Below are 16,877 nucleotides of genomic sequence, written 5' to 3'. Positions count from 1 at the left end.
CGGGGCGGTAAGCGACACCCACGGAAATCCGGGATGAACCAAAAAATAGTAGCGGATTGAGCGGGCCTTGCGGCAGTCCCGTGATGATCGTAACATGGCCGCGTGATTTATCATGTCCATGTGATTCACGCGGACAAGTGATTTCTCATGGCCACGTGAGTATGATATGAAACCACTCTCAAACGAATTGCCCGAACACCTCGCGCTCGATGCCTTCCGCAACCTGTTCGAGGAAGCCGATGGCTGGAGCGTAACGGAGATTACGGGGTCTGATCATGTCGGGGACGTCATCGTTGCCAACGATCAAGGCACGTCGTACCTCGCGGTTCTCAAGGCGTTCAATGAGGGGCGAGCCGATCGTGTCACGGCATTCTTTGCTCAGGCGCTCCTCGAGGCGCGCACGCACGCAGAGAGGCAGGGGATGCGGCCCGCGATCCTGATCTGGGTCGGTAGCGTTTCGCCGTCTCTCATTAACCGTTTGGTGGAATTCCACACGGCGTACGGCAATCGCGAACCATTCGCTGTGCTCTCGCCGGACGGGACTCGATATGTCCAATTCCCCGGCTTGGATATTTTTGAGCGTCCGAACCAACAGACGCGCCCCTACGGCAGCAGTCCTGGCACCCAGCCGCGCCTGACATTCTCGGATCTTACCCAGTGGATGCTCAAACTTTTACTGGCGATAGATATCAAGGGCGAAGGCCTGATCGGTGCTGAGCGCAAGCATTACACCACCGCGACCGACCTCGCGCGCGCCGCCGGCACCTCGGTCATGACGGCCACGCGGCTGATCCACGCATTGAAGCGGGAAGGGCTCATCGAAACCAAGCCGTTCCTGAAAATCGTGCAACGGGGAAAGCTCGCGAAACGATGGAAGAGCGAATACCAGCGGCCACCACTGGCGTTGCCCATGAAGTTCCTTTTGCCGGGAGCGCCCGATACACAGCTGCATAAGCTACTCAAGAAAGAGCGCGGTGTTCTCGGCCTTTTTGCCGCAGCCGACGCGCTTGGTTTCGGACATGTGAAAGGTGTACCGCCGACGATCTGGGTTCATAACCTGATGGAGGCGGAGAACTGGCGATCGCTGCGTCGAGCCAAGGAGGGGGAGCGCCCTGATCTTGTCTTGCAGCAGACCGGCTTTCCCCAATCGTTGGACCGTGGTGCGGTTTACCGCGACGGTCTGCGGGTCACGGACATCATTCAGACCTGGCTCGATGTTTCGGCTCACCCGGCGCGAGGTGCAGAGCAGGCTGCCGAACTGGAGCATGGCGTTCTTGCCGGCGTGGTTGGAGAAAGTGTGTGAGCGAACTCGTCGAATTCAGTCATCTCGCGATGACTTTGGAACCGTGGCGCTCGAAGATCGTATTCGTCGGGGGCTGGGCCTTTCGGCTCTATCGATATGAACCGCGAGCCTATCAGCCGGAACACGAGCCGATCTTTACTCGGGACGCCGACGTGGCATACGCGGAACGCGAGGCACTCGAGGGAAGTATCTTGGCGGCACTTGAGGGCGCAGGATTTAAGGCGGAACCGACTTGCGGAGGCGATTTCCGGCCTCCCGCGACGCGCTACACACTCGGCGGGAACGCCAACGGGTTCTACGCCGAATTCCTGACTCCGCAGACCGGCAGTCCGAGGCGGCGCATCAAGGGCACCACGGAAACCGAGCCTGATGCGACCGAGGCCAACGCCGGTGTGGTCGCACAAAAGCTGCGACATCTTGAGGTGCTGCTATACGAGCCGTGGCTAGTGACGATTCCCGCAGAGGAGTCGGGCCTCGACGAAGCGGTGCCTGACCTGCGCATCCCGAACCCCGTGAGTTTCATGGTCCAGAAGCTTCTGATCCGTGGCGATCGAGCCGTAGAAAAGCGGCCACAGGACGTGCTCTACATCTACGATGCCATGTACATCTTCAGTGGCGCAATCGAAGACGACTTGGTCCCGATATGGAAGAACCTCGAGGGTACTCTGTCGGATAAGCAACAAAGGTCCGTTCGCGCCGGGGTCGAAGCGTTATTCGCCGAGGTGAACGACACCATCCGCGCAGCGGCCGAGATCGCGAAACCTGGTCGACACATCGAATCTGAAGATATGCTCCGGCTGTGTCAGGACGGATTCCAAGCGCTTTTCGGCGGCACCGTCTAGGCCTATGACTGCTCAACGCGCATCCGGGGACCCACGCACCAGGACCGGGCGCTCAGCGGCTTCGGAAGCACCCGTACCGCTCGCGAATCACCGCGCCGGCGTCGCGCGCCCGACGATCATGTCGTAGAGCGCCCGCGCCGCCGGCGACAGTTGCGCGCTCTTGCGTGTCACGAGCACGAGCGCCGTCGAACTGCGCTGCACCTCGTAGAACGAATGCAGCGACACGCCGCTGGTTTTCAGCGCGCCGTCGAGCAGCGCGCGATTACCGTTCACTTCGCCGGCGAAGCCCGGATGCGGCGACGCCGCCCATGCCGACAAGGAGAAATATCGTGACGACCCCACTCGATCAATACGCGAACCAGTACGTGCAATTCGAGGACGAACGCACGCGGCCGGTGCGTGACCTGCTGGCCGCCGTGCCGGGCACGCCGATCCGCACGGCGGTCGACATCGGCTGTGGGCCCGGCAATTCGACGGAAGCGCTGATTGCGCGTGCGCCCGACGCGACGATCCATGGGATCGACGCGTCGGCGGACATGATCGCGGCCGCGCGCAAACGCCTGCCGTCACTGCGTTTCGACATTGCCGATGTGGCCGGGTGGGACGATCCGGGCGGTTATGACCTGATCCTGTCGAACGCGGTGCTGCAATGGGTGCCCGCGCACGACACGCTGTTCCCGACGCTCATCGGCCGGCTCGCGCCAGGCGGCCATCTCGCGGTGCAGATGCCCGACAACCTCGACGAGCCCGCACACCGGTTGATGCGCGAAGTCGCTGCGGCCGGGCCGTGGGCGGACAAGCTGAAAGGCGCGGCGCGCACCGAGCGGTTCGACGCGCGTTATTACTATGCGCTGCTGTCGCCGCTATGTTCGCGCGTGGATGTGTGGCGCACGACCTACTACCACCCGCTGCGCGGCGGCGCCGACGCGGTCGTCGAATGGTTCAAGGGCAGTGCGCTGCGGCCGTTCCTCGCGGCGCTCGATGACGGCGAACAGCACGCGTTCCTCGTGCGCTATCGCGACGCGATCGCCGGTCCGGACGGCTATCCGGCGCTCGGCGACGGCACGGTGCTGCTGCCGTTCCCGCGCCTGTTCATCGTGGCGACGCGGAAGTGATGCGGCAATGACGCGGCGCGCGACGAAACGCGACAATGCACCGGCCTGGAAATCGATATATTCTCCTGTGCATATCGAAACGACGATCGACCGTACCGACCCACATTCACCAGCACGGGAGCAGCATTTTGAATTCGACGCACCGCGAAGCCGTCGGCGAGGCCTTTTCGCTCGACGCGATGCAGCACGCAAGAACCATGACGTGGCAGGCCGTCGACGCGATCGCCGCGGGTATCCGGCCCGGCATGCGGGAATCGGAGGCCAACGCGCTGGGGCTGCGCGTGCTCAAGGATCTCGGGATGGACAGGATCTGGCATCCGGTCCTCGTCCGCTTCGGGGAAAACACGTTGCGCACGTTCAAGGAGCGTTCGGTGGCGGACCCGGTCCTCGCCGACGACGACATCTTCTTCATCGACCTCGGCGCAGTATGGGCGAAGCACGAGGGCGACGCGGGCGCGACCTTCGTGTGCGGCGACGATCCGGACATGCATGCGTGTGCGCGCGCGGCGGGCGTCATCTACGGCGAAGTCGAGCATCACTGGCGGACCACCGGATGCGCGGGCATCGCGCTGTACGAATTCGCGGCGCAGCGCGCCGACGCGCACGGCTTCCGGCTGAATGTCGACATCAAGGGGCATCGCGTCAGCGATTTCCCGCACGCGATCTACAAGGCCGGCAATCTCGGCGATTTCGACGGCGCGCCGGCCGCCGGCCTGTGGATCCTCGAAATCCAGATCGCCCACCCGACGCGGCCGTTCGGCGCGTTTTACGAAGACCTGCTCGTGTAAGCGCGGCGCCCGGCGACGCGCGCGATGAACGCGCGCCGGCCGGGTCCCATGGACAGCGGCGGGACCGCCGCGCCCTCAGATGCTGATCGCGACGGGGCCCGCGAGCGGCGTGTAGCCGTCGTCGAACAGATACCACGCGTCGTACTGGCCCGATGCCAGCGTGCTGTTCGCGGTCGACGAGAACAGCAGCGAGCCGGTGCTTTTGGGCAGGTACGCCCACGACTTGTAGTTGCCCTTGGTCGGCTGCGCGCCGCGCGCATAGATACCCACCCAGTTCTTCGGGCTGTGGCGCCACGGCGGTACGACGTAGTCGAACCGCAGCGTGCCGTACGACGCTCCCTGCGACGCCAGCGCGGCGACGAATTTTCCGTTCGTATTGCCGATGGCCGAATCCGTCAGCAACGCGCCGGATTGCGCCTGCACGCAGCCGGCCACGCGGCGCAGGAAATTCGGGTCGTTCGCGTCGCGGATGCTTGCGTCGTACCAGCCGGCGTCGCCGTACCACGTGACGGCCTGCGTTGCGCCGGCAGGCACGCTGACCGACTGCGCTGTGTTCATCCCGTACGCGTTGTCGGCGAGCTGGAACGTCGTCGCGCTCGCACCGGCTGAGTTGTCGAGCGTGATCTGCACGTTGCCGTTCTGCACGTCGTAGCAGAGGCTGACTTCGGCCGCCGATCCCGTGTTCCCCGACGCGCCGATGTTGCCGCGGAACGTCTGCAGGAACCCGTTCGGGCCGTAGATCGAGTAGTCGTAGCCGCCGCCCGAATTCACCGCAAGCGTATCCGACAGGGCCGCGCACGCGCTCGTGCCGGCGCCGATCGTGTATTGCCGCGGGATCGTGCCGGTGCCGTCGACCCACGCCTGCAGATGCACGCCGGCCGCGCCGGTGTTGGTCATCGTCAGCGCGAGCGTCTTGCCGGACCGGTTGACCTTGCCCTGGACGAAGAACTCGTACGGCAGCCGGCAGGCGGTGTTGCGGCCGGTCGTCTGGGCCGGCACCGCGGTGGTGGTGGGGTAGGGGATGAGGGCCGTCGAGCCGTTCGGGTCCATGTTGCTGGCCGGCCCCGGGATCGCCGGAATCGTCTGGTCGGGATTCGCGAAATCGAATGCCGACGTGAGATCGCCGCATACCGCGCGCCGCCACGGCGTGATGTTGGTTTCCTGCAGCCCGAAGCGCGCTTCCAGAAAGCGGATCACCGACGTGTGGTCGAAGACCTGCGAGTTGACCTTGCCGCCCTTTGACCACGGCGAGATCACGAACATCGGCACACGCGGGCCGAGCCCGATCGGCACGTCGCCGCTGGCCGATCCGTCCGATGCGCCGCCGCCGCCGGCGACGAATTCCGCCGCCGTCGATACGGTCGACTGGCCGGTGCCGGCGTAGGCGCTCGACGGGACGGCCGGCGGCACGTGATCGAACAGGCCGTCGTTCTCGTCATACATCACGAGCAGCACCGTGCTGGCCCACACCTTCGGATTCGACGTCAGCGCATTGAGGACGTTGCTCACGTACCATTCGCCGCCGCTCGCGGCCCACGACGGATGCTCGCAATACGCGTAAGGCGCGGCGATCCACGACACCTGCGGCAGCGTGTCGTTCGCGACGTCGGCCTGCAACTGGCTGAAGAGATTCGTATCGTATTCCTTGCCGCCGCCGGCCGGATCGATCTGCGTGCCGTTGAGCGCCGGCGCGAGCGGATCGCTTGCGCCGAGGTTCTGGTACTGCTTGAAGTTCAGGATGACGTTGTCGCCGTAGTTGCCGTTCCACCATAGATCCTTGCTGGAGCCGTTGTATTCGCCGTAGCCGTGGCCGGAATCCAGCCCGTTGCCCTTGTCCTGATAGAACTTCCACGTGACGCCGGCCGCGTTCAATCGTTCCGGCATGGTGGTCCACCCGGTGCCGGTCATCGTGTTCGTCGTGTACGGAGAATAGCCGGCGACGTTGCCGCAGCATCCGGTCCACAGATACAGGCGGTTCGGGTCCGTCGGGCCGAGCATCGAGCAGTGGTAGCCGTCGCACACGGTGAATGCGCTCGCCAGCGCGTAGTAGAACGGAATGTCGTTCTGCGTGAAGTAGTACATCGTGCCGGTGGTCTTCGCCGCGACCCAGTTGTCATAGCGGCCGTTGTTCCAGGCACTGTGCGTGCCGCTCCAGCTGTGATCGAGATCGCCGTAATAGGTGTCGCCGTTCGCCACACCGGCGGGCGGGGTCGGGTTGAACGGGAACACGTAGGACAGCATCCAGGGCTGGCGCCACACCGGATAGCCGCTCGAAATCACGACCGGCCGCGGATCGCCGAAGCCGCGCGCGCCGCGCAGCGTGCCGAGATAGTGGTCGAACGACCGGTTTTCCTGCATCAGGATCACGACGTGCTTGACGTCCTGAAGGGTGCCGGTGATCGTCGCCGCCGGAATCGACTGCGCGCGCAGGATGCTCTCGGGCAGCATGCCGGTGACCGCGGTGGCGCCCGCGAGCTTCAGCGCATCGGCGAGGAACTGACGTCGTGTCGTGGGGGTGTTTTGCATGATCGCTCTCTGTCGTGGATTGCCGGTCGGACTCGCCGGGTGCGGCCGTTCGCCGTGCGGTGCACAGGTCGTTACCCATTGCCCGTTACCCGTTACCCGTTACCCGTTACCCGGCCGTAGGGCCTGCGTCGGTCAGTGGCACGCGCTCGCGCAGTGCAGGACCGGCGCGGACGCCGAGCCCGGTGCCGATGCGTGGGCGGCGGCTACGTTGCCCGCCGCACCCGAATCGCCGTCGCCGCAACCGGCCAGCGTGCACAGGAGCGCGATCATGAAAACGCCGCGCCAGTGCGGAAAGCGGCTTTCCGACCGGCGAGGCGGTACGACATTCTTTCGATCCGTTTCGAATCGGATTCCTGATTGATTGAGACTGGTGCTGTGTGCTCCGGATTTCATTACCCCTCCAGATATGAAATGGACAGCAGAGAATATCGCCCGAATCAGAACAACTTCATGACAGGCCACCCGCGCGTGCCAGCAACGAGCGAAAGCCGCGCGTCGGGATTGGTGGCGACCGGATGCGTGACGTAGTCCAGCAGCGGCACGTCGTTGATCGAATCGCTGTAGAAGTAGGTCCGTTCGAAATCCGACGGCGCGTAGCCGAGCGAATCCAGCCATGCCGTCGTGCGCACGATCTTCCCTTCGCGGAAACTCGGCACGCCGACGCTGCGCCCGGTGAATTGCCCGCCGGGCGTGCCGTCGTCGGTATCGAGCTCGATGCCGAGCAGATGCTCGATCCCGAACTCGGCCGCGATCGGCCCGGTCACGAAGACGTTGGTCGCCGTGACGATGCAGCAGAGATCGTCGTTGTCGCGATGCCGGTCGACCAGCGAACGCGCCTGCGGCGTGATCGCCGGCCGGATCACTTCGTCCATGAACTGCGCATGCCAGCGTTCGAGCTGCGCCCGCGGATAGCGGGTGAGCGGCGCCAGCGTCACCGCGAGATACGCGTCCATGTCGAGCGTGCCGGCCGCATAGTGGCCGTAGTGCTCGTCGATCAGCGCTGCATGCGCGTCGCCTTCCTGCCAGCCGACCCGGGTAATGAAGCGGCTCCAGGCCTGGTCGCTGTCGAGCGGCAACAGCGTGTGGTCGAGGTCGAACAGCGCGAGATTCTTGTGCATGGGGGGTTCCTTGTATTGCGTGCTTACGCGCCGATGAGTTTCTCGATCGCGTCCCTGGCGTTCTTCCCGTCGATGGTCGTGACGCCGTCGAGCCACTTCGACAGTACGCCGGGATTCTTCTTCGCCCATTCCTTCGCGACCGCGACCGGGTCCGAATGATTCATGATCGGCACCATCAGCTGGTTCTCTTCGTCGGTCGTGAATTTAAGGTTGGTCAGCAGCCGGCCGACGTTCGGGCAGCGTTCGAGATAGCCGGGCGTGACGAGCGTATAGACCTTCGCCGATCCGTAGTTCGGGCCGAACACGCTGTCGCCGCCGTCGAGATACGAAATCCTGTAGTTGAGGTTCATCGGGTGCGGCTCCCACGCAAGGAACACGATCATCCGGTGCTCCTGCACGGCGCGCGTGACCTGGACGAGCATCCCGGCCTCGCTCGATTCGACCAGCTTGAAGCCGCCGAGCCCGAATTCGTTCTTGTCGATCATTCGCTGGATCAGCGCGTTGCCGTTGTTGCCGGCGCCGATCCCGTAGATCTTGCCGTCGAGCTGGTCGCGGAATCTGGCGATGTCGGCGAAGTTCTTGAGACCCTTGTCGGACGCGTATTGCGGCACGGCCAGCGTGTAGCGCGCGCCGATCAGGTTGGGCTGCGGCAGCTGGTGCACGGCGCCGGCGTCCACGAACGGCTTCACCGTCGGCGTCATGCTCGGATCCCAGTAGCCGAGGAACGCGTCGATCTGCGCCTTCTTCACGCCGGCCAGCACGATCGGGGGCGACGCGATCGTCTTGCTGGCCTCGTAGCCGAGGCCGTCCAGCAGCATCATCGCGACGCCGGTGGTGGCCGCGATGTCGCTCCAGCCGACATCGCCGAGCGTCACCTTCTTGCAGACGTCGCCCTCGGATGCGTGAACGGGGGCCGTCGCAAGCGTTGCCAGCAGCGTTGCGGCCAGCATCCATGCCTTTTTCATCATGTTGGTCTCCTAAGCAAGAGTTCCGGATCGGGTTGCCTGAATGATCCGACGATTGATCGTATTGATCGGATGAAACAAACGAACTTCGGTCTAGCCATGTTGTTTTTCGTACCGTATATTAGAACGCACAAATTCGCAAGATCACACAAAAATACAATTTGCCGGCCGCCGGATGCGGTGGGCGGGCGACGGCGGGAAAAATCGGGCGGCGGTCCGCACGGGCCGCGCTTCATCACGTGGATAGGCAAGACAAGGAGACCTCGAATGATCAGTCAGCTGGAAATCATTGCCCGCCTGCTGCTGGCGGCGTTGCTCGGTAGCATCGTCGGTATCGAACGCGAGCGCCTGTCGTGGGCGGCCGGCTTGCGCACGCACATGCTGGTGGCCGTGGGCGCCGCGCTCGTGATGGTCGTCTCGGCGTTCGGCTTCGCGGATATCCAGGACGCGAAGAACGTGTCGCTGGACCCGTCGCGGGTCGCCGCGCAGGTCGTGTCGGGCATCGGCTTTCTCGGCGCCGGGTCGATCATGCTGCGCGGCGAGATCATCCGCGGCCTGACGACCGCGGCGAGCCTGTGGGTCGTGGCCGCAGTCGGGCTGGCCGTCGGCGGTGGCATGTACGTGGCCGCGATCGCCGCGACGGCGATCGTGCTGGCGATCCTGGCCGGCCTGAAGCCGATCGAGAAACGCTTCTTCGCCGCGCGGCAGCGTTGGGGCGTGCGCATCCTCGCGAGCCGCGGCGCCGTGAAGCTGACGTCGCTGCAGGCGATGCCCGGCATCGATCAGGCGCGCATCGTCCAGTTCATCATCGAACAGGACGACGCCGCGCCGGACGACGACCGTATCCACGTGGTTTTTTCACGGATGACGAGCGCCGAGTTCCAGGCCGTCCGTCAATCCCTGCAGACCCTCGTCGGCATCAAAAAGATGGAGGAGAGCGCTGCATAGATCGCCGTTCGAATAACATTGACGTTCACTCCGAGGACATTTCATGTGGCAAGAAGAGCGATATCAGAGGATCCGGCTTCTGTTATCGAAGATGCAGCGCGTCTCCACCGACCGGATCATGGCCGACCTGAACGTGTCGCGGGAAACCGTGCGCCGCGATCTCGTCGATCTCGAGGCGTTGGGGGAGCTGAAGCGCGTGCACGGCGGCGCGGTGCAGGTGGGCGACGAAGCGCCGATCGCCGAACGCGCGCAGACGCACGTCAAGGCGAAGCTGGCGATCGCCCGCGCGGCGGCCAGGCTGGTCACGGGCTCGCAGACGCTGTTCATCGATGCGGGCACGACCACCACGCTGCTGGCCGAGGAGCTGTCGAAACTGTCGGGCCTCACGATCGTCACGAACTCGATCGATGTCGCGCTGAAGATGCGTTCGAGCGACCCGGGGCAGGCGATGAACGAAACGATCCTGCTCGGCGGGATGATTGGCAGCCGCGCGGCCGCGACGGTCGGCGACGGCACGATCGCCGAAATCTTCCGCTATCGTGCCGACCTCGCGTTGCTGTCGCCAGTCGGCGTCGATCACGTCAGGGGCGCGACGAACTATGATCGGATGGAAACCGAAGTGGCGCGCGCGATGGTGAGCAACGCGGCGGACGTGGCGATCCTGGCCGATTTCAGCAAGCTCGGCACGAACAGCCGGATCGGCTTCTGCGAGCCGGCGCGGATCGGCACGCTGGTGACGGACCAGAAGGCGGAATCGGTCGACAGCTTCAAGCGCATCAGGAAGGTCATCAAGAACATCGTGCTGGCATAGCGCCGGGACGCGCGGGGCATGATCGGCTGCCGTTATGCCGCCCATGCGGCGCGTATTCTGCCTGCCGGCTTTTTTTCGGCGTAATATATCCGCCGATACAACGAAGGCGTGCCGTCCGGCGGCGCCGTTGCGGAGGCGGGCGATGGAGATGGCAGGAACGGCGGCGCCTTCGGCGCATCAGGCGGCGGCAGGCTCGATCGCGCTGACGGGCGCATTCGTGCGGCCGATGACGGTGACGCTCGACGATCTGCGCCGGCACGCGAGCGCGACGGCCGATCCGTTCGACCTGCGCTGCTTCACGACGAACCGCTTCATCCGCTCGGTCGCGCCGTATCGCGGCGCGCGGCTGAAGGATCTGCTCGATGCGGCCGGCCTGCGCAACGACGAGCCGGGCGACTTCAAACGCATGGTGTTCATCGCGCATGCGCACGACGGCTATGCGGTCACGTTCTCGTGGCACGAACTGTTCAATACGCCTGTCGGTGAGCGCGTGATCGTCGCGTTCGAATGCGGCGATGCGCCGCTGTCGATCGACGACGGCGCACCGCTGCTGTTCTCTGGTGCCGACCTGCTGCCCGCGCCGCGTCACGTGAAGCGACTGGCCGGCATCGTCGCGCGCGTGCTCGAGGTCTGAGCCGGCGCGCATGCCGCCGGCGTTGGCTGCGTCGGCCATCGTGTATGCTTGCCCGCATCGTTTAAACGGCAGACAACATGAAGACTTCGGCACACCCCAAGCCAGAGGTGCGGTTCAGGATGCGCATCCAGCAGGCCGACACGATCGCGCTCGGTCCGGGCAAGGTCGCGCTGCTCGAGGCCGTGCGCGAGCACGGCTCGATTTCGGCGGCGGCGCGCAGCCTGAAGATGTCGTACCGGCGCGCATGGCTGCTGATGGACGAGCTGAACCGCTCGCTGAAATCGCCGGCCACGGTTTCCGAACATGGCGGGCAGAGTGGCGGCGGCAGCATGCTCACGCCGGTCGGCGAAGAAATCATCCGCCTCTATCGCGGGATCGAGGAACGCGCGTACGCGGCTTGCGCGGACGAGATCGCCGCGCTCACGAAAATGGTGCGCCGCTGAAGGATTCGTTCGGTCGGGTCTTGCCTAGCCGTGCCGCAGGCAAAAGCGCGGCGTGTCGCTCGTGGAGGCATCCGGCGGCATGACGTCACGCGCTTGCGCATCGAGCCGCCCGATCAGTTCGACGAAGCTGGCGACGCTGGCGGTCCGCAGCGGGTAGTACGCGATCTGGTGGCGTTCGCAGATGCGCTTGAGCAGGTTCATCGAATCGTGGTCGATGCAGTCGACCGGGAACACGACCAGGTGCGCACCCGGTAGCGCTGCGGCCAGCAGGCCCTTGCGATCCTCGATGCCGCCGTCGTGCATCGTCACGTCGCCGCCCGACGCCTCGACGATCCGCCGGATCGCGCGGTTCGAACCGGGCCGCCCGCCGACATAGACAATGCGCTTGCGCTGAAGAATCGACAGCGTGTCCACTGCCGGTTCGGCCGGATCGTCTGTCGACGCCTGCACCGCCTGTTCGATCGCGCTTGCTTCGGCGCGAAGCGTTTTCACCATCGCCATCAGGTCGTCGAGCCGCGCGCGCATCGCGCGGGCGCTCGCCTGTTCCGCGGCAATTCGCTGTTCGGCCGCCTCGCGGCGGCTCGTGTGCAGCGCGAGCCGTTCGTCGCGTGCGGCCAGCGCTTCGCGCAGTTCGCGCACTTCGTCGCGCAACGCGGCGTCGTCGGCCAGCGGCTGCGCGCTCTGGCGCGCGTGGATCGCATTCAGTTCCTGCTGCACCGCGTCGCGCTGCGTGCTCATCTCGTGCAGGCGCGCCTGCTGCCGTTCGATCTTCGCGTGCAGCGCCGTATTCTCTTCCTCCAGCGCGACCAGCCGCCGGATATCGGCGCGATTGGCCGCGCCGACCAGGTGCGACAGCATGTGCAGATCGCCGAATGCGACCTGGCGCACGCCCATCGTCGTGCGCGGATGCGTCATCAGCGCCCAGTACGCGGGCGGAATGTCGCCGTTCTTGAGGGCTTCCTTCCAGCGCGCGAGGAGTTCGTCCGCATCCTTTGCGCTGTCGAACGCGCGTATCGCGCCTGCATAGCGCTCGTCGAGCGCCTTGTGCAGCGCCTTGCCGCCGGCCGCGCCTTCGATCGCGAGTTCGACGGCCGCGTGGTGGATTTCCAGGTCGGTCGCATGCTGGCGGTCGAGATCGGTGAATTTCGGCACGAGCTTGCGCAGTTCGTGCGTGGTCAGGCAGGTGCCGATGATCGAGCAGTGCAGGTGCGAATCGAGTTCGAACAGGCGCGTGCGGCGCTTCAGCTCGGCCTGTTGCGCGCGGGACGGCGCGCAGCATGCGTCGATCCGCACGCTGGTTCCCGCGGACGGATGGCCGCCGGACGACGGAAGGTCCGCCGTGCGGGCAAGGCGAAAGGGCGGAGCGTGCATGTTGACCTCTATCCGGCACGGTCGGACCGGAGACGGATGCGCGAAAGATTCGCGAAATATACCACGGAATATAACGGGCGCGTGTCGTGGACAGGCCGGCCCGCAGGGGTTCGCGGAAATGATGGGGACGATGACGCCGTGATGCGTTGCCGGCGCCGGACCGATGTTTCGATTGCGGAGGCAATCCATCCGCCTGCCTCCGCCCGGACTGCCGCCGGATCGCGCCTAGCGCGGCTGCGTGACCGCCACCGGCAGGACGGCGGCCCGGGCGCCGGGTGTCTCGTCTACGGTCGTGCGGCCACCGTCGCGAAAGAACGCCTGCTCCGCGGCATTGTTCATGACGAGGATGCTGATGCGGCGATTGGTCGGCTCGTCCGCGACGTTCTTGTCGAGCGGCAGCACGTCGGCGAGTCCGCGCACCTGCAGCAGCTTTTCTTCCCGCAACCCGCCGGCCACCAGTGCGCGCCGCGCGGCGTTCGCGCGATCGCTGGAGAGCTCCCAGTTCGAATAGCCGGTCGGGCCGTCGGGGTAGGGCGTCGAGTCGGTGTGCCCGGCGATCGACACGCGGTTTTCGACATCGTCGAGGGCCGTGCCGATCTGCGCGAGAATCGCGGTCGCATAGCTTTCAAGCGCCGAACTTCCCGACGCGAACATCGGACGCTTGAGCGAATCGACGATCTCGATGCGCAAGCCTTCTTGGGTGATCGCGATCCGGATCTGGTCCTTGTAGGCCCGCAGCGACGGACTCTGTGCGATCGCCGCGGTCAGTTTCGCCTTCAGGCGTTCGAGCTTTTGTGTATCCACCGCGCTGGCCAGCGCCGCGGGCGAGTCGGCCGGCGACGGGCTTTTCTTGTCGATCGCCGGCGCCGGGTCCGACATGTCGCGACCGCCACCTTGAACGACGCTCGGGCGTGGCGCATCCGCATCTTTCCCGCCGGACAGGAGGGCCGACAGCGGCGTGTTGAAATATTCCTCGATGCCCTGCTTGTCGTATTTGGAGGCCGAGCCCAGCAGCCACATCAACAGGAAGAACGCCATCATCGCCGTGACGAAATCGGCGTAGGCGATTTTCCAGGCGCCGCCGTGGTGAGCGTCGTGGTCATCGCCTTTCTTGCGGCGCACGACGACGAGCGGCGTCGATACGGACTGTTTCGACGGGTTGGAGCGACTGTCGGCCATGGCGTTTCCGTTACGCTGCCTTCGGCAACCTGGTCGCGCGGACGGCCTCGTCGAGCTCCTGGAAACTCGGGCGATCAGCCGTGAACAGCACCTTGCGGCCGAATTCCACGGCGACCGACGGCACATAACCGCTCATCGACGCGAGCAGCACGGCCTTCACGCACTGAAACGGCTTGGCCGCGGCGCGGCCCTTCGCATTGAGCAGATCCGCGAGCGGGCCGACGAAGCCATAGGCGAGCAGGATGCCGAGGAACGTGCCGACGAGTGCGCCGGCGATCATCTTGCCGAGCACGGCCGGCGGCGCGCCGACCGAGCCCATCGTATGCACGACACCCATCACCGCGGCGACGATGCCGAACGCCGGCAGGCCATCCGCCATCTTCTGGATCGCGTTGGCGGCGACCGATGCCTCCGCATGATGCGTGTGCAGTTCTTCGTCCATCAGGTCCTGCATCTCCAGCACATTCACGCTGCCGCTGGACATCATCCGCAGGTAATCGACGATGAAGTCGAGCAGATGGTGATCTTCGAGCACGTGCGAATATTTCTGGAACAACGGGCTCTGCTCGGGGGCATCGACGTCGGCCTCGAGTGCCATCAGGCCGTCCTTGCGGGCTTTCTGAAGCAGTTCGTACAGGAGTGCGATCAGCTCGACATATTGCTGCTTCGTATAGCCGCCGCCCTTGAAGCAGGTCGGCAGGCTCTTGATCGTCTTCTTCAGCGTCGTGACCGGATTGCTGACGACGAACGCCCCCAGCGCGGCGCCGAAAATGCACAGCAGCTCGAAGGGTTGCAGTAACGCCGGCAAATGGCCGCCGACGCCGATAAAACTGCCGATCACTGACCCGATCACGACGATCCACCCGATTGCGACAAACATGATTACCTCATTGGCGACTTGCGCTGCTGTGTCAGATTATCGAAAGGCGAGCGGGACAGCTTCGGCCCCGCTCCATTCCCGCAGCGGCAACGGAGCGTCGCGTGCCGCACCAACTGGCGGGTATTGATGCAATAACGGAATTATTCTGTACAACTGAACCCGTGATTCCGGGAATCGCCGCGTCAGTAGCCCGTTTGCAAGCGCGCATGTTCCACGTTTCCGGAGAGCCTGCCGTGCACGACCGGCACGTCGGCACCGCGATCGACGGCGTCGCTCACCCGGAACGCCGCCGCCGCGCGCTGCAGGCTCACGGCCTGATCCTTCAGCGACTGTGCCGCGGCCGCCGCCTGCTCGACCAGTGCGGTGTTTTGCCGCGTCATCCCATCCATACGCGTGACGGCGAGGCTTACTTGGTCGATGCCCGCGCTTTGTTCCGCCGCTGCCTCGGCGATTTCCTGCACGACGCCCGTCACGCGCATGATCGCGTCGCGCGCTTCGTCGATCGTCGAACCGGTTTGCTCGATCAGGGCCGCGCCGCTGCCGACGCTTTGAACCGCATGGCCGATCAGCTCGCGGATTTCCTTCGCCGCGGTCGCGCTACGCTGTGCGAGGCTGCGCACCTCGCTCGCGACGACGGCGAAGCCGCGCCCCTGCTCGCCCGCGCGGGCCGCTTCGACCGCCGCATTCAGTGCGAGGATGTTCGTCTGGAAGGCGATGCCCTCGATCGTCGTGATGATCTCGACCATCCGGCCCGACTCGCTCGAGATGCCGCGCATCGCCGCGATCGCCTGCGTGACCATGTCGCCGCCGCGCACCGCGATATTCGCGGCGCTCGCCGCCAGGTCGCTTGCCGTGTGCGCGTTGTCGGCGGTCTGGCGGACCATCGCGGTCATTCGTTCCATGCTCGACGTCGTGTCCTGCAGCGATGTCGCCTGGCTTTCGGTGCGCGATGACAGCTCCGCGTTGCCGCTCGCAATCTCGTTCGCACCGCCCGCCACGTTGTCGGATGCATGCTTGATCTCGCGGATCGTATGCGCCAGTGCACCGCGCATCCGTTGCATGACGTGCAGCAGGCTCGACGTTTCGCCGGCACGCGCGCGGATTTCGACGGCCAGGTCTCCCGATGCGATCGCGTTCGCGACGTGGGCGACGTAGGCCGGATCGCCGCCGATCGTGCGCACGATGCTGCGGTTTGTCACCACGACGAGCGCCACGAGCACCGCCGACACCGCGACGAATATCGCACCGATGAGCCACAGCGACTTCATGAACGCGGCGTCGATATCGTCGACATAGGCGCCGGTCGCGATAATCCAGTCCCACGGTGCATAGCGCACCACATAGCCGATCTTGCCGACCGCCTGCGCCGACGCCGCGCCGGGATGCGGGAAAACGTAGTCGACGAAGCCGCCGTCCGGCGCCTGCGCGACCGACGCGAACGTCACGTAATGGCGGCGGCCGTCCGCATCGACGCTGTCGGCGAGATTCTTGCCTTCGAGCGCGGGCTTGATCGGATGCATCACCATCTGCGGCTTCGAGTTGACCACGAGAAAGTAGCCGTCCTCGCCGTAGCGGATACCGCGCAGGCTGTCGAGCGCCCGCTTGCGCGCGTCCGCGTCGGAGGTCGAGCCGCTTTGCGCCTGCGCCGCATACTCGGTCACGATGGCGAGCCCGATATGCGCGACATTCTCGAGGTCGCGCTTGCGCTCGTCGATGCGTGTTTCGCGCGACTGCCACGCGGCCGACACCGACACCGCAAGCAAGGCGATCAGGCTGACGATCATGGGCAGCCACAGCTTCTGTGAAAAACCGAGTTTGTACATCCCGAGCCCTCGAGCGTGCGAACGAACATCGCGCAGGGTTGCCGAGCGAAGCGCCATTGAAAGGACGATCGGGCGGCGGCCGGCGGATTGTCCAGGAGACCGGAGGCTCCTGCTCAGGTTATCGGCCGGTG

16 protein-coding genes and 1 pseudogene are annotated in these 16,877 nt (G+C 65.2%); 8 read left to right on the top strand and 9 right to left on the bottom strand.

Translation table 11 applies throughout. From position 1 onward, the window contains the following. Positions 1 to 166 precede the first annotated feature (166 nt). Together CUJ89_RS30500 and CUJ89_RS30495 are read left to right on the top strand one after the other, a co-directional pair. Complete coding sequence (locus CUJ89_RS30500; protein WP_114180975.1) at positions 167 to 1,303, top strand: helix-turn-helix domain-containing protein; 1,137 nt, start codon at positions 167 to 169, stop codon at positions 1,301 to 1,303. After that, positions 1,300 to 2,145 carry a GSU2403 family nucleotidyltransferase fold protein gene (locus CUJ89_RS30495; protein ID WP_114180974.1) on the top strand — a complete coding sequence of 282 codons (846 nt, stop codon included), beginning with the start codon at positions 1,300 to 1,302 and terminating at the stop codon, positions 2,143 to 2,145. Before CUJ89_RS30500 ends, CUJ89_RS30495 begins: the two co-directional genes overlap by 4 nt. An 87-nt stretch (positions 2,146 to 2,232) precedes the next feature. On the opposite strand, the pseudogene CUJ89_RS30490 reads toward CUJ89_RS30495, so the two are convergent. Further along, positions 2,233 to 2,454, bottom strand: a pseudogene (locus CUJ89_RS30490) (LysR family transcriptional regulator); the annotation flags it as partial. 20 nt (positions 2,455 to 2,474) lie between these two features. On the opposite strand from CUJ89_RS30490, the gene tam reads away from it, so the two are divergent. After that, positions 2,475 to 3,260: a trans-aconitate 2-methyltransferase gene (gene tam, locus CUJ89_RS30485; protein WP_114180973.1), complete on the top strand. Its 786-nt coding sequence runs from the start codon at positions 2,475 to 2,477 to the stop codon at positions 3,258 to 3,260. Positions 3,261 to 3,388: 128 nt separating this feature from the next. Further along, positions 3,389 to 4,048 (top strand): M24 family metallopeptidase, encoded by a 660-nt coding sequence (locus CUJ89_RS30480; protein ID WP_114180972.1) that lies wholly within the window; start codon positions 3,389 to 3,391, stop codon positions 4,046 to 4,048. 75 nt (positions 4,049 to 4,123) lie between these two features. Here the strand turns inward: CUJ89_RS30480 and CUJ89_RS30475 are convergent, their stop codons facing one another. The 4 genes from CUJ89_RS30475 to CUJ89_RS30460 form a co-directional block, all read right to left on the bottom strand. Further along, positions 4,124 to 6,574 (bottom strand): phosphocholine-specific phospholipase C, encoded by a 2,451-nt coding sequence (locus tag CUJ89_RS30475; protein WP_114180971.1) that lies wholly within the window; start codon positions 6,572 to 6,574, stop codon positions 4,124 to 4,126. 132 nt (positions 6,575 to 6,706) lie between these two features. Then, positions 6,707 to 6,844: a hypothetical protein gene (locus CUJ89_RS38700; RefSeq protein WP_236654998.1), complete on the bottom strand. Its 138-nt coding sequence runs from the start codon at positions 6,842 to 6,844 to the stop codon at positions 6,707 to 6,709. 167 nt (positions 6,845 to 7,011) lie between these two features. Beyond that, positions 7,012 to 7,692, bottom strand: coding sequence for an HAD family hydrolase (locus CUJ89_RS30465; RefSeq protein WP_114180969.1), 681 nt, complete (start codon positions 7,690 to 7,692; stop codon positions 7,012 to 7,014). A 23-nt stretch (positions 7,693 to 7,715) separates the two neighbouring features. Beyond that, a complete protein-coding gene (locus tag CUJ89_RS30460) occupies positions 7,716 to 8,657 on the bottom strand; it encodes a choline ABC transporter substrate-binding protein (RefSeq protein ID WP_201752418.1) in 942 nt (313 codons plus the stop codon). A 267-nt stretch (positions 8,658 to 8,924) separates the two neighbouring features. Between CUJ89_RS30460 and CUJ89_RS30455 the strand changes: the two genes are divergently transcribed. The 4 genes from CUJ89_RS30455 (at position 8,925) to CUJ89_RS30440 (ending at position 11,493) form a co-directional block, all read left to right on the top strand. Continuing rightward, positions 8,925 to 9,605, top strand: coding sequence for an MgtC/SapB family protein (locus CUJ89_RS30455; RefSeq protein ID WP_114180967.1), 681 nt, complete (start codon positions 8,925 to 8,927; stop codon positions 9,603 to 9,605). A gap of 43 nt (positions 9,606 to 9,648) precedes the next feature. After that, positions 9,649 to 10,416 carry a DeoR/GlpR family DNA-binding transcription regulator gene (locus CUJ89_RS30450; RefSeq protein ID WP_114180966.1) on the top strand — a complete coding sequence of 256 codons (768 nt, stop codon included), beginning with the start codon at positions 9,649 to 9,651 and terminating at the stop codon, positions 10,414 to 10,416. 142 nt (positions 10,417 to 10,558) lie between these two features. After that, a complete protein-coding gene (locus CUJ89_RS30445) occupies positions 10,559 to 11,050 on the top strand; it encodes a molybdopterin-dependent oxidoreductase (protein ID WP_114180965.1) in 492 nt (163 codons plus the stop codon). Between the two features lie 119 nt (positions 11,051 to 11,169). Further along, positions 11,170 to 11,493 carry a winged helix-turn-helix domain-containing protein gene (locus CUJ89_RS30440; RefSeq protein ID WP_114180964.1) on the top strand — a complete coding sequence of 108 codons (324 nt, stop codon included), beginning with the start codon at positions 11,170 to 11,172 and terminating at the stop codon, positions 11,491 to 11,493. 24 nt (positions 11,494 to 11,517) lie between these two features. Here the strand turns inward: CUJ89_RS30440 and CUJ89_RS30435 are convergent, their stop codons facing one another. The 4 genes from CUJ89_RS30435 to CUJ89_RS30420 form a co-directional block, all read right to left on the bottom strand. Then, positions 11,518 to 12,864, bottom strand: coding sequence for a DUF2325 domain-containing protein (locus CUJ89_RS30435; protein ID WP_114180963.1), 1,347 nt, complete (start codon positions 12,862 to 12,864; stop codon positions 11,518 to 11,520). Between the two features lie 225 nt (positions 12,865 to 13,089). Continuing rightward, positions 13,090 to 14,043 carry a flagellar motor protein MotB gene (motB, locus tag CUJ89_RS30430; RefSeq protein WP_114180962.1) on the bottom strand — a complete coding sequence of 318 codons (954 nt, stop codon included), beginning with the start codon at positions 14,041 to 14,043 and terminating at the stop codon, positions 13,090 to 13,092. 10 nt (positions 14,044 to 14,053) lie between these two features. Further along, positions 14,054 to 14,923 (bottom strand): flagellar motor stator protein MotA, encoded by an 870-nt coding sequence (motA, locus tag CUJ89_RS30425; protein ID WP_114180961.1) that lies wholly within the window; start codon positions 14,921 to 14,923, stop codon positions 14,054 to 14,056. A gap of 182 nt (positions 14,924 to 15,105) precedes the next feature. After that, entirely contained in the window at positions 15,106 to 16,746 is a 1,641-nt protein-coding gene (locus CUJ89_RS30420) for a methyl-accepting chemotaxis protein (RefSeq protein ID WP_114180960.1), read from the bottom strand. Positions 16,747 to 16,877 lie beyond the last annotated feature (131 nt).

The sequence above is a fragment of the Burkholderia pyrrocinia genome (assembly GCF_003330765.1).
Taxonomy (GTDB): Bacteria; Pseudomonadota; Gammaproteobacteria; order Burkholderiales; family Burkholderiaceae; genus Burkholderia; species Burkholderia pyrrocinia_B.
Note: the sequence above shows the minus strand (reverse complement) of the source record. Positions and strands in the feature narration are given on the sequence as shown.

Bases quoted from the DNA above. Each gene is read 5' to 3' on its own strand.
- CUJ89_RS30500 (WP_114180975.1), top strand. From the start codon at position 167: ATGAAACCACTCTCAAACGAATTGCCCGAACACCTCGCGCTCGATGCC.
- CUJ89_RS30475 (WP_114180971.1), bottom strand. From the start codon at position 6,574: ATGCAAAACACCCCCACGACACGACGTCAGTTCCTCGCCGATGCGCTG.
- CUJ89_RS38700 (WP_236654998.1), bottom strand. From the start codon at position 6,844: ATGATCGCGCTCCTGTGCACGCTGGCCGGTTGCGGCGACGGCGATTCG.
- CUJ89_RS30465 (WP_114180969.1), bottom strand. From the start codon at position 7,692: ATGCACAAGAATCTCGCGCTGTTCGACCTCGACCACACGCTGTTGCCG.
- CUJ89_RS30460 (WP_201752418.1), bottom strand. From the start codon at position 8,657: ATGAAAAAGGCATGGATGCTGGCCGCAACGCTGCTGGCAACGCTTGCG.
- CUJ89_RS30455 (WP_114180967.1), top strand. From the start codon at position 8,925: ATGATCAGTCAGCTGGAAATCATTGCCCGCCTGCTGCTGGCGGCGTTG.
- CUJ89_RS30450 (WP_114180966.1), top strand. From the start codon at position 9,649: ATGTGGCAAGAAGAGCGATATCAGAGGATCCGGCTTCTGTTATCGAAG.
- CUJ89_RS30445 (WP_114180965.1), top strand. From the start codon at position 10,559: ATGGAGATGGCAGGAACGGCGGCGCCTTCGGCGCATCAGGCGGCGGCA.
- CUJ89_RS30440 (WP_114180964.1), top strand. From the start codon at position 11,170: ATGCGCATCCAGCAGGCCGACACGATCGCGCTCGGTCCGGGCAAGGTC.
- CUJ89_RS30435 (WP_114180963.1), bottom strand. From the start codon at position 12,864: ATGCACGCTCCGCCCTTTCGCCTTGCCCGCACGGCGGACCTTCCGTCG.
- motB (WP_114180962.1), bottom strand. From the start codon at position 14,043: ATGGCCGACAGTCGCTCCAACCCGTCGAAACAGTCCGTATCGACGCCG.
- motA (WP_114180961.1), bottom strand. From the start codon at position 14,923: ATGTTTGTCGCAATCGGGTGGATCGTCGTGATCGGGTCAGTGATCGGC.
- CUJ89_RS30420 (WP_114180960.1), bottom strand. From the start codon at position 16,746: ATGTACAAACTCGGTTTTTCACAGAAGCTGTGGCTGCCCATGATCGTC.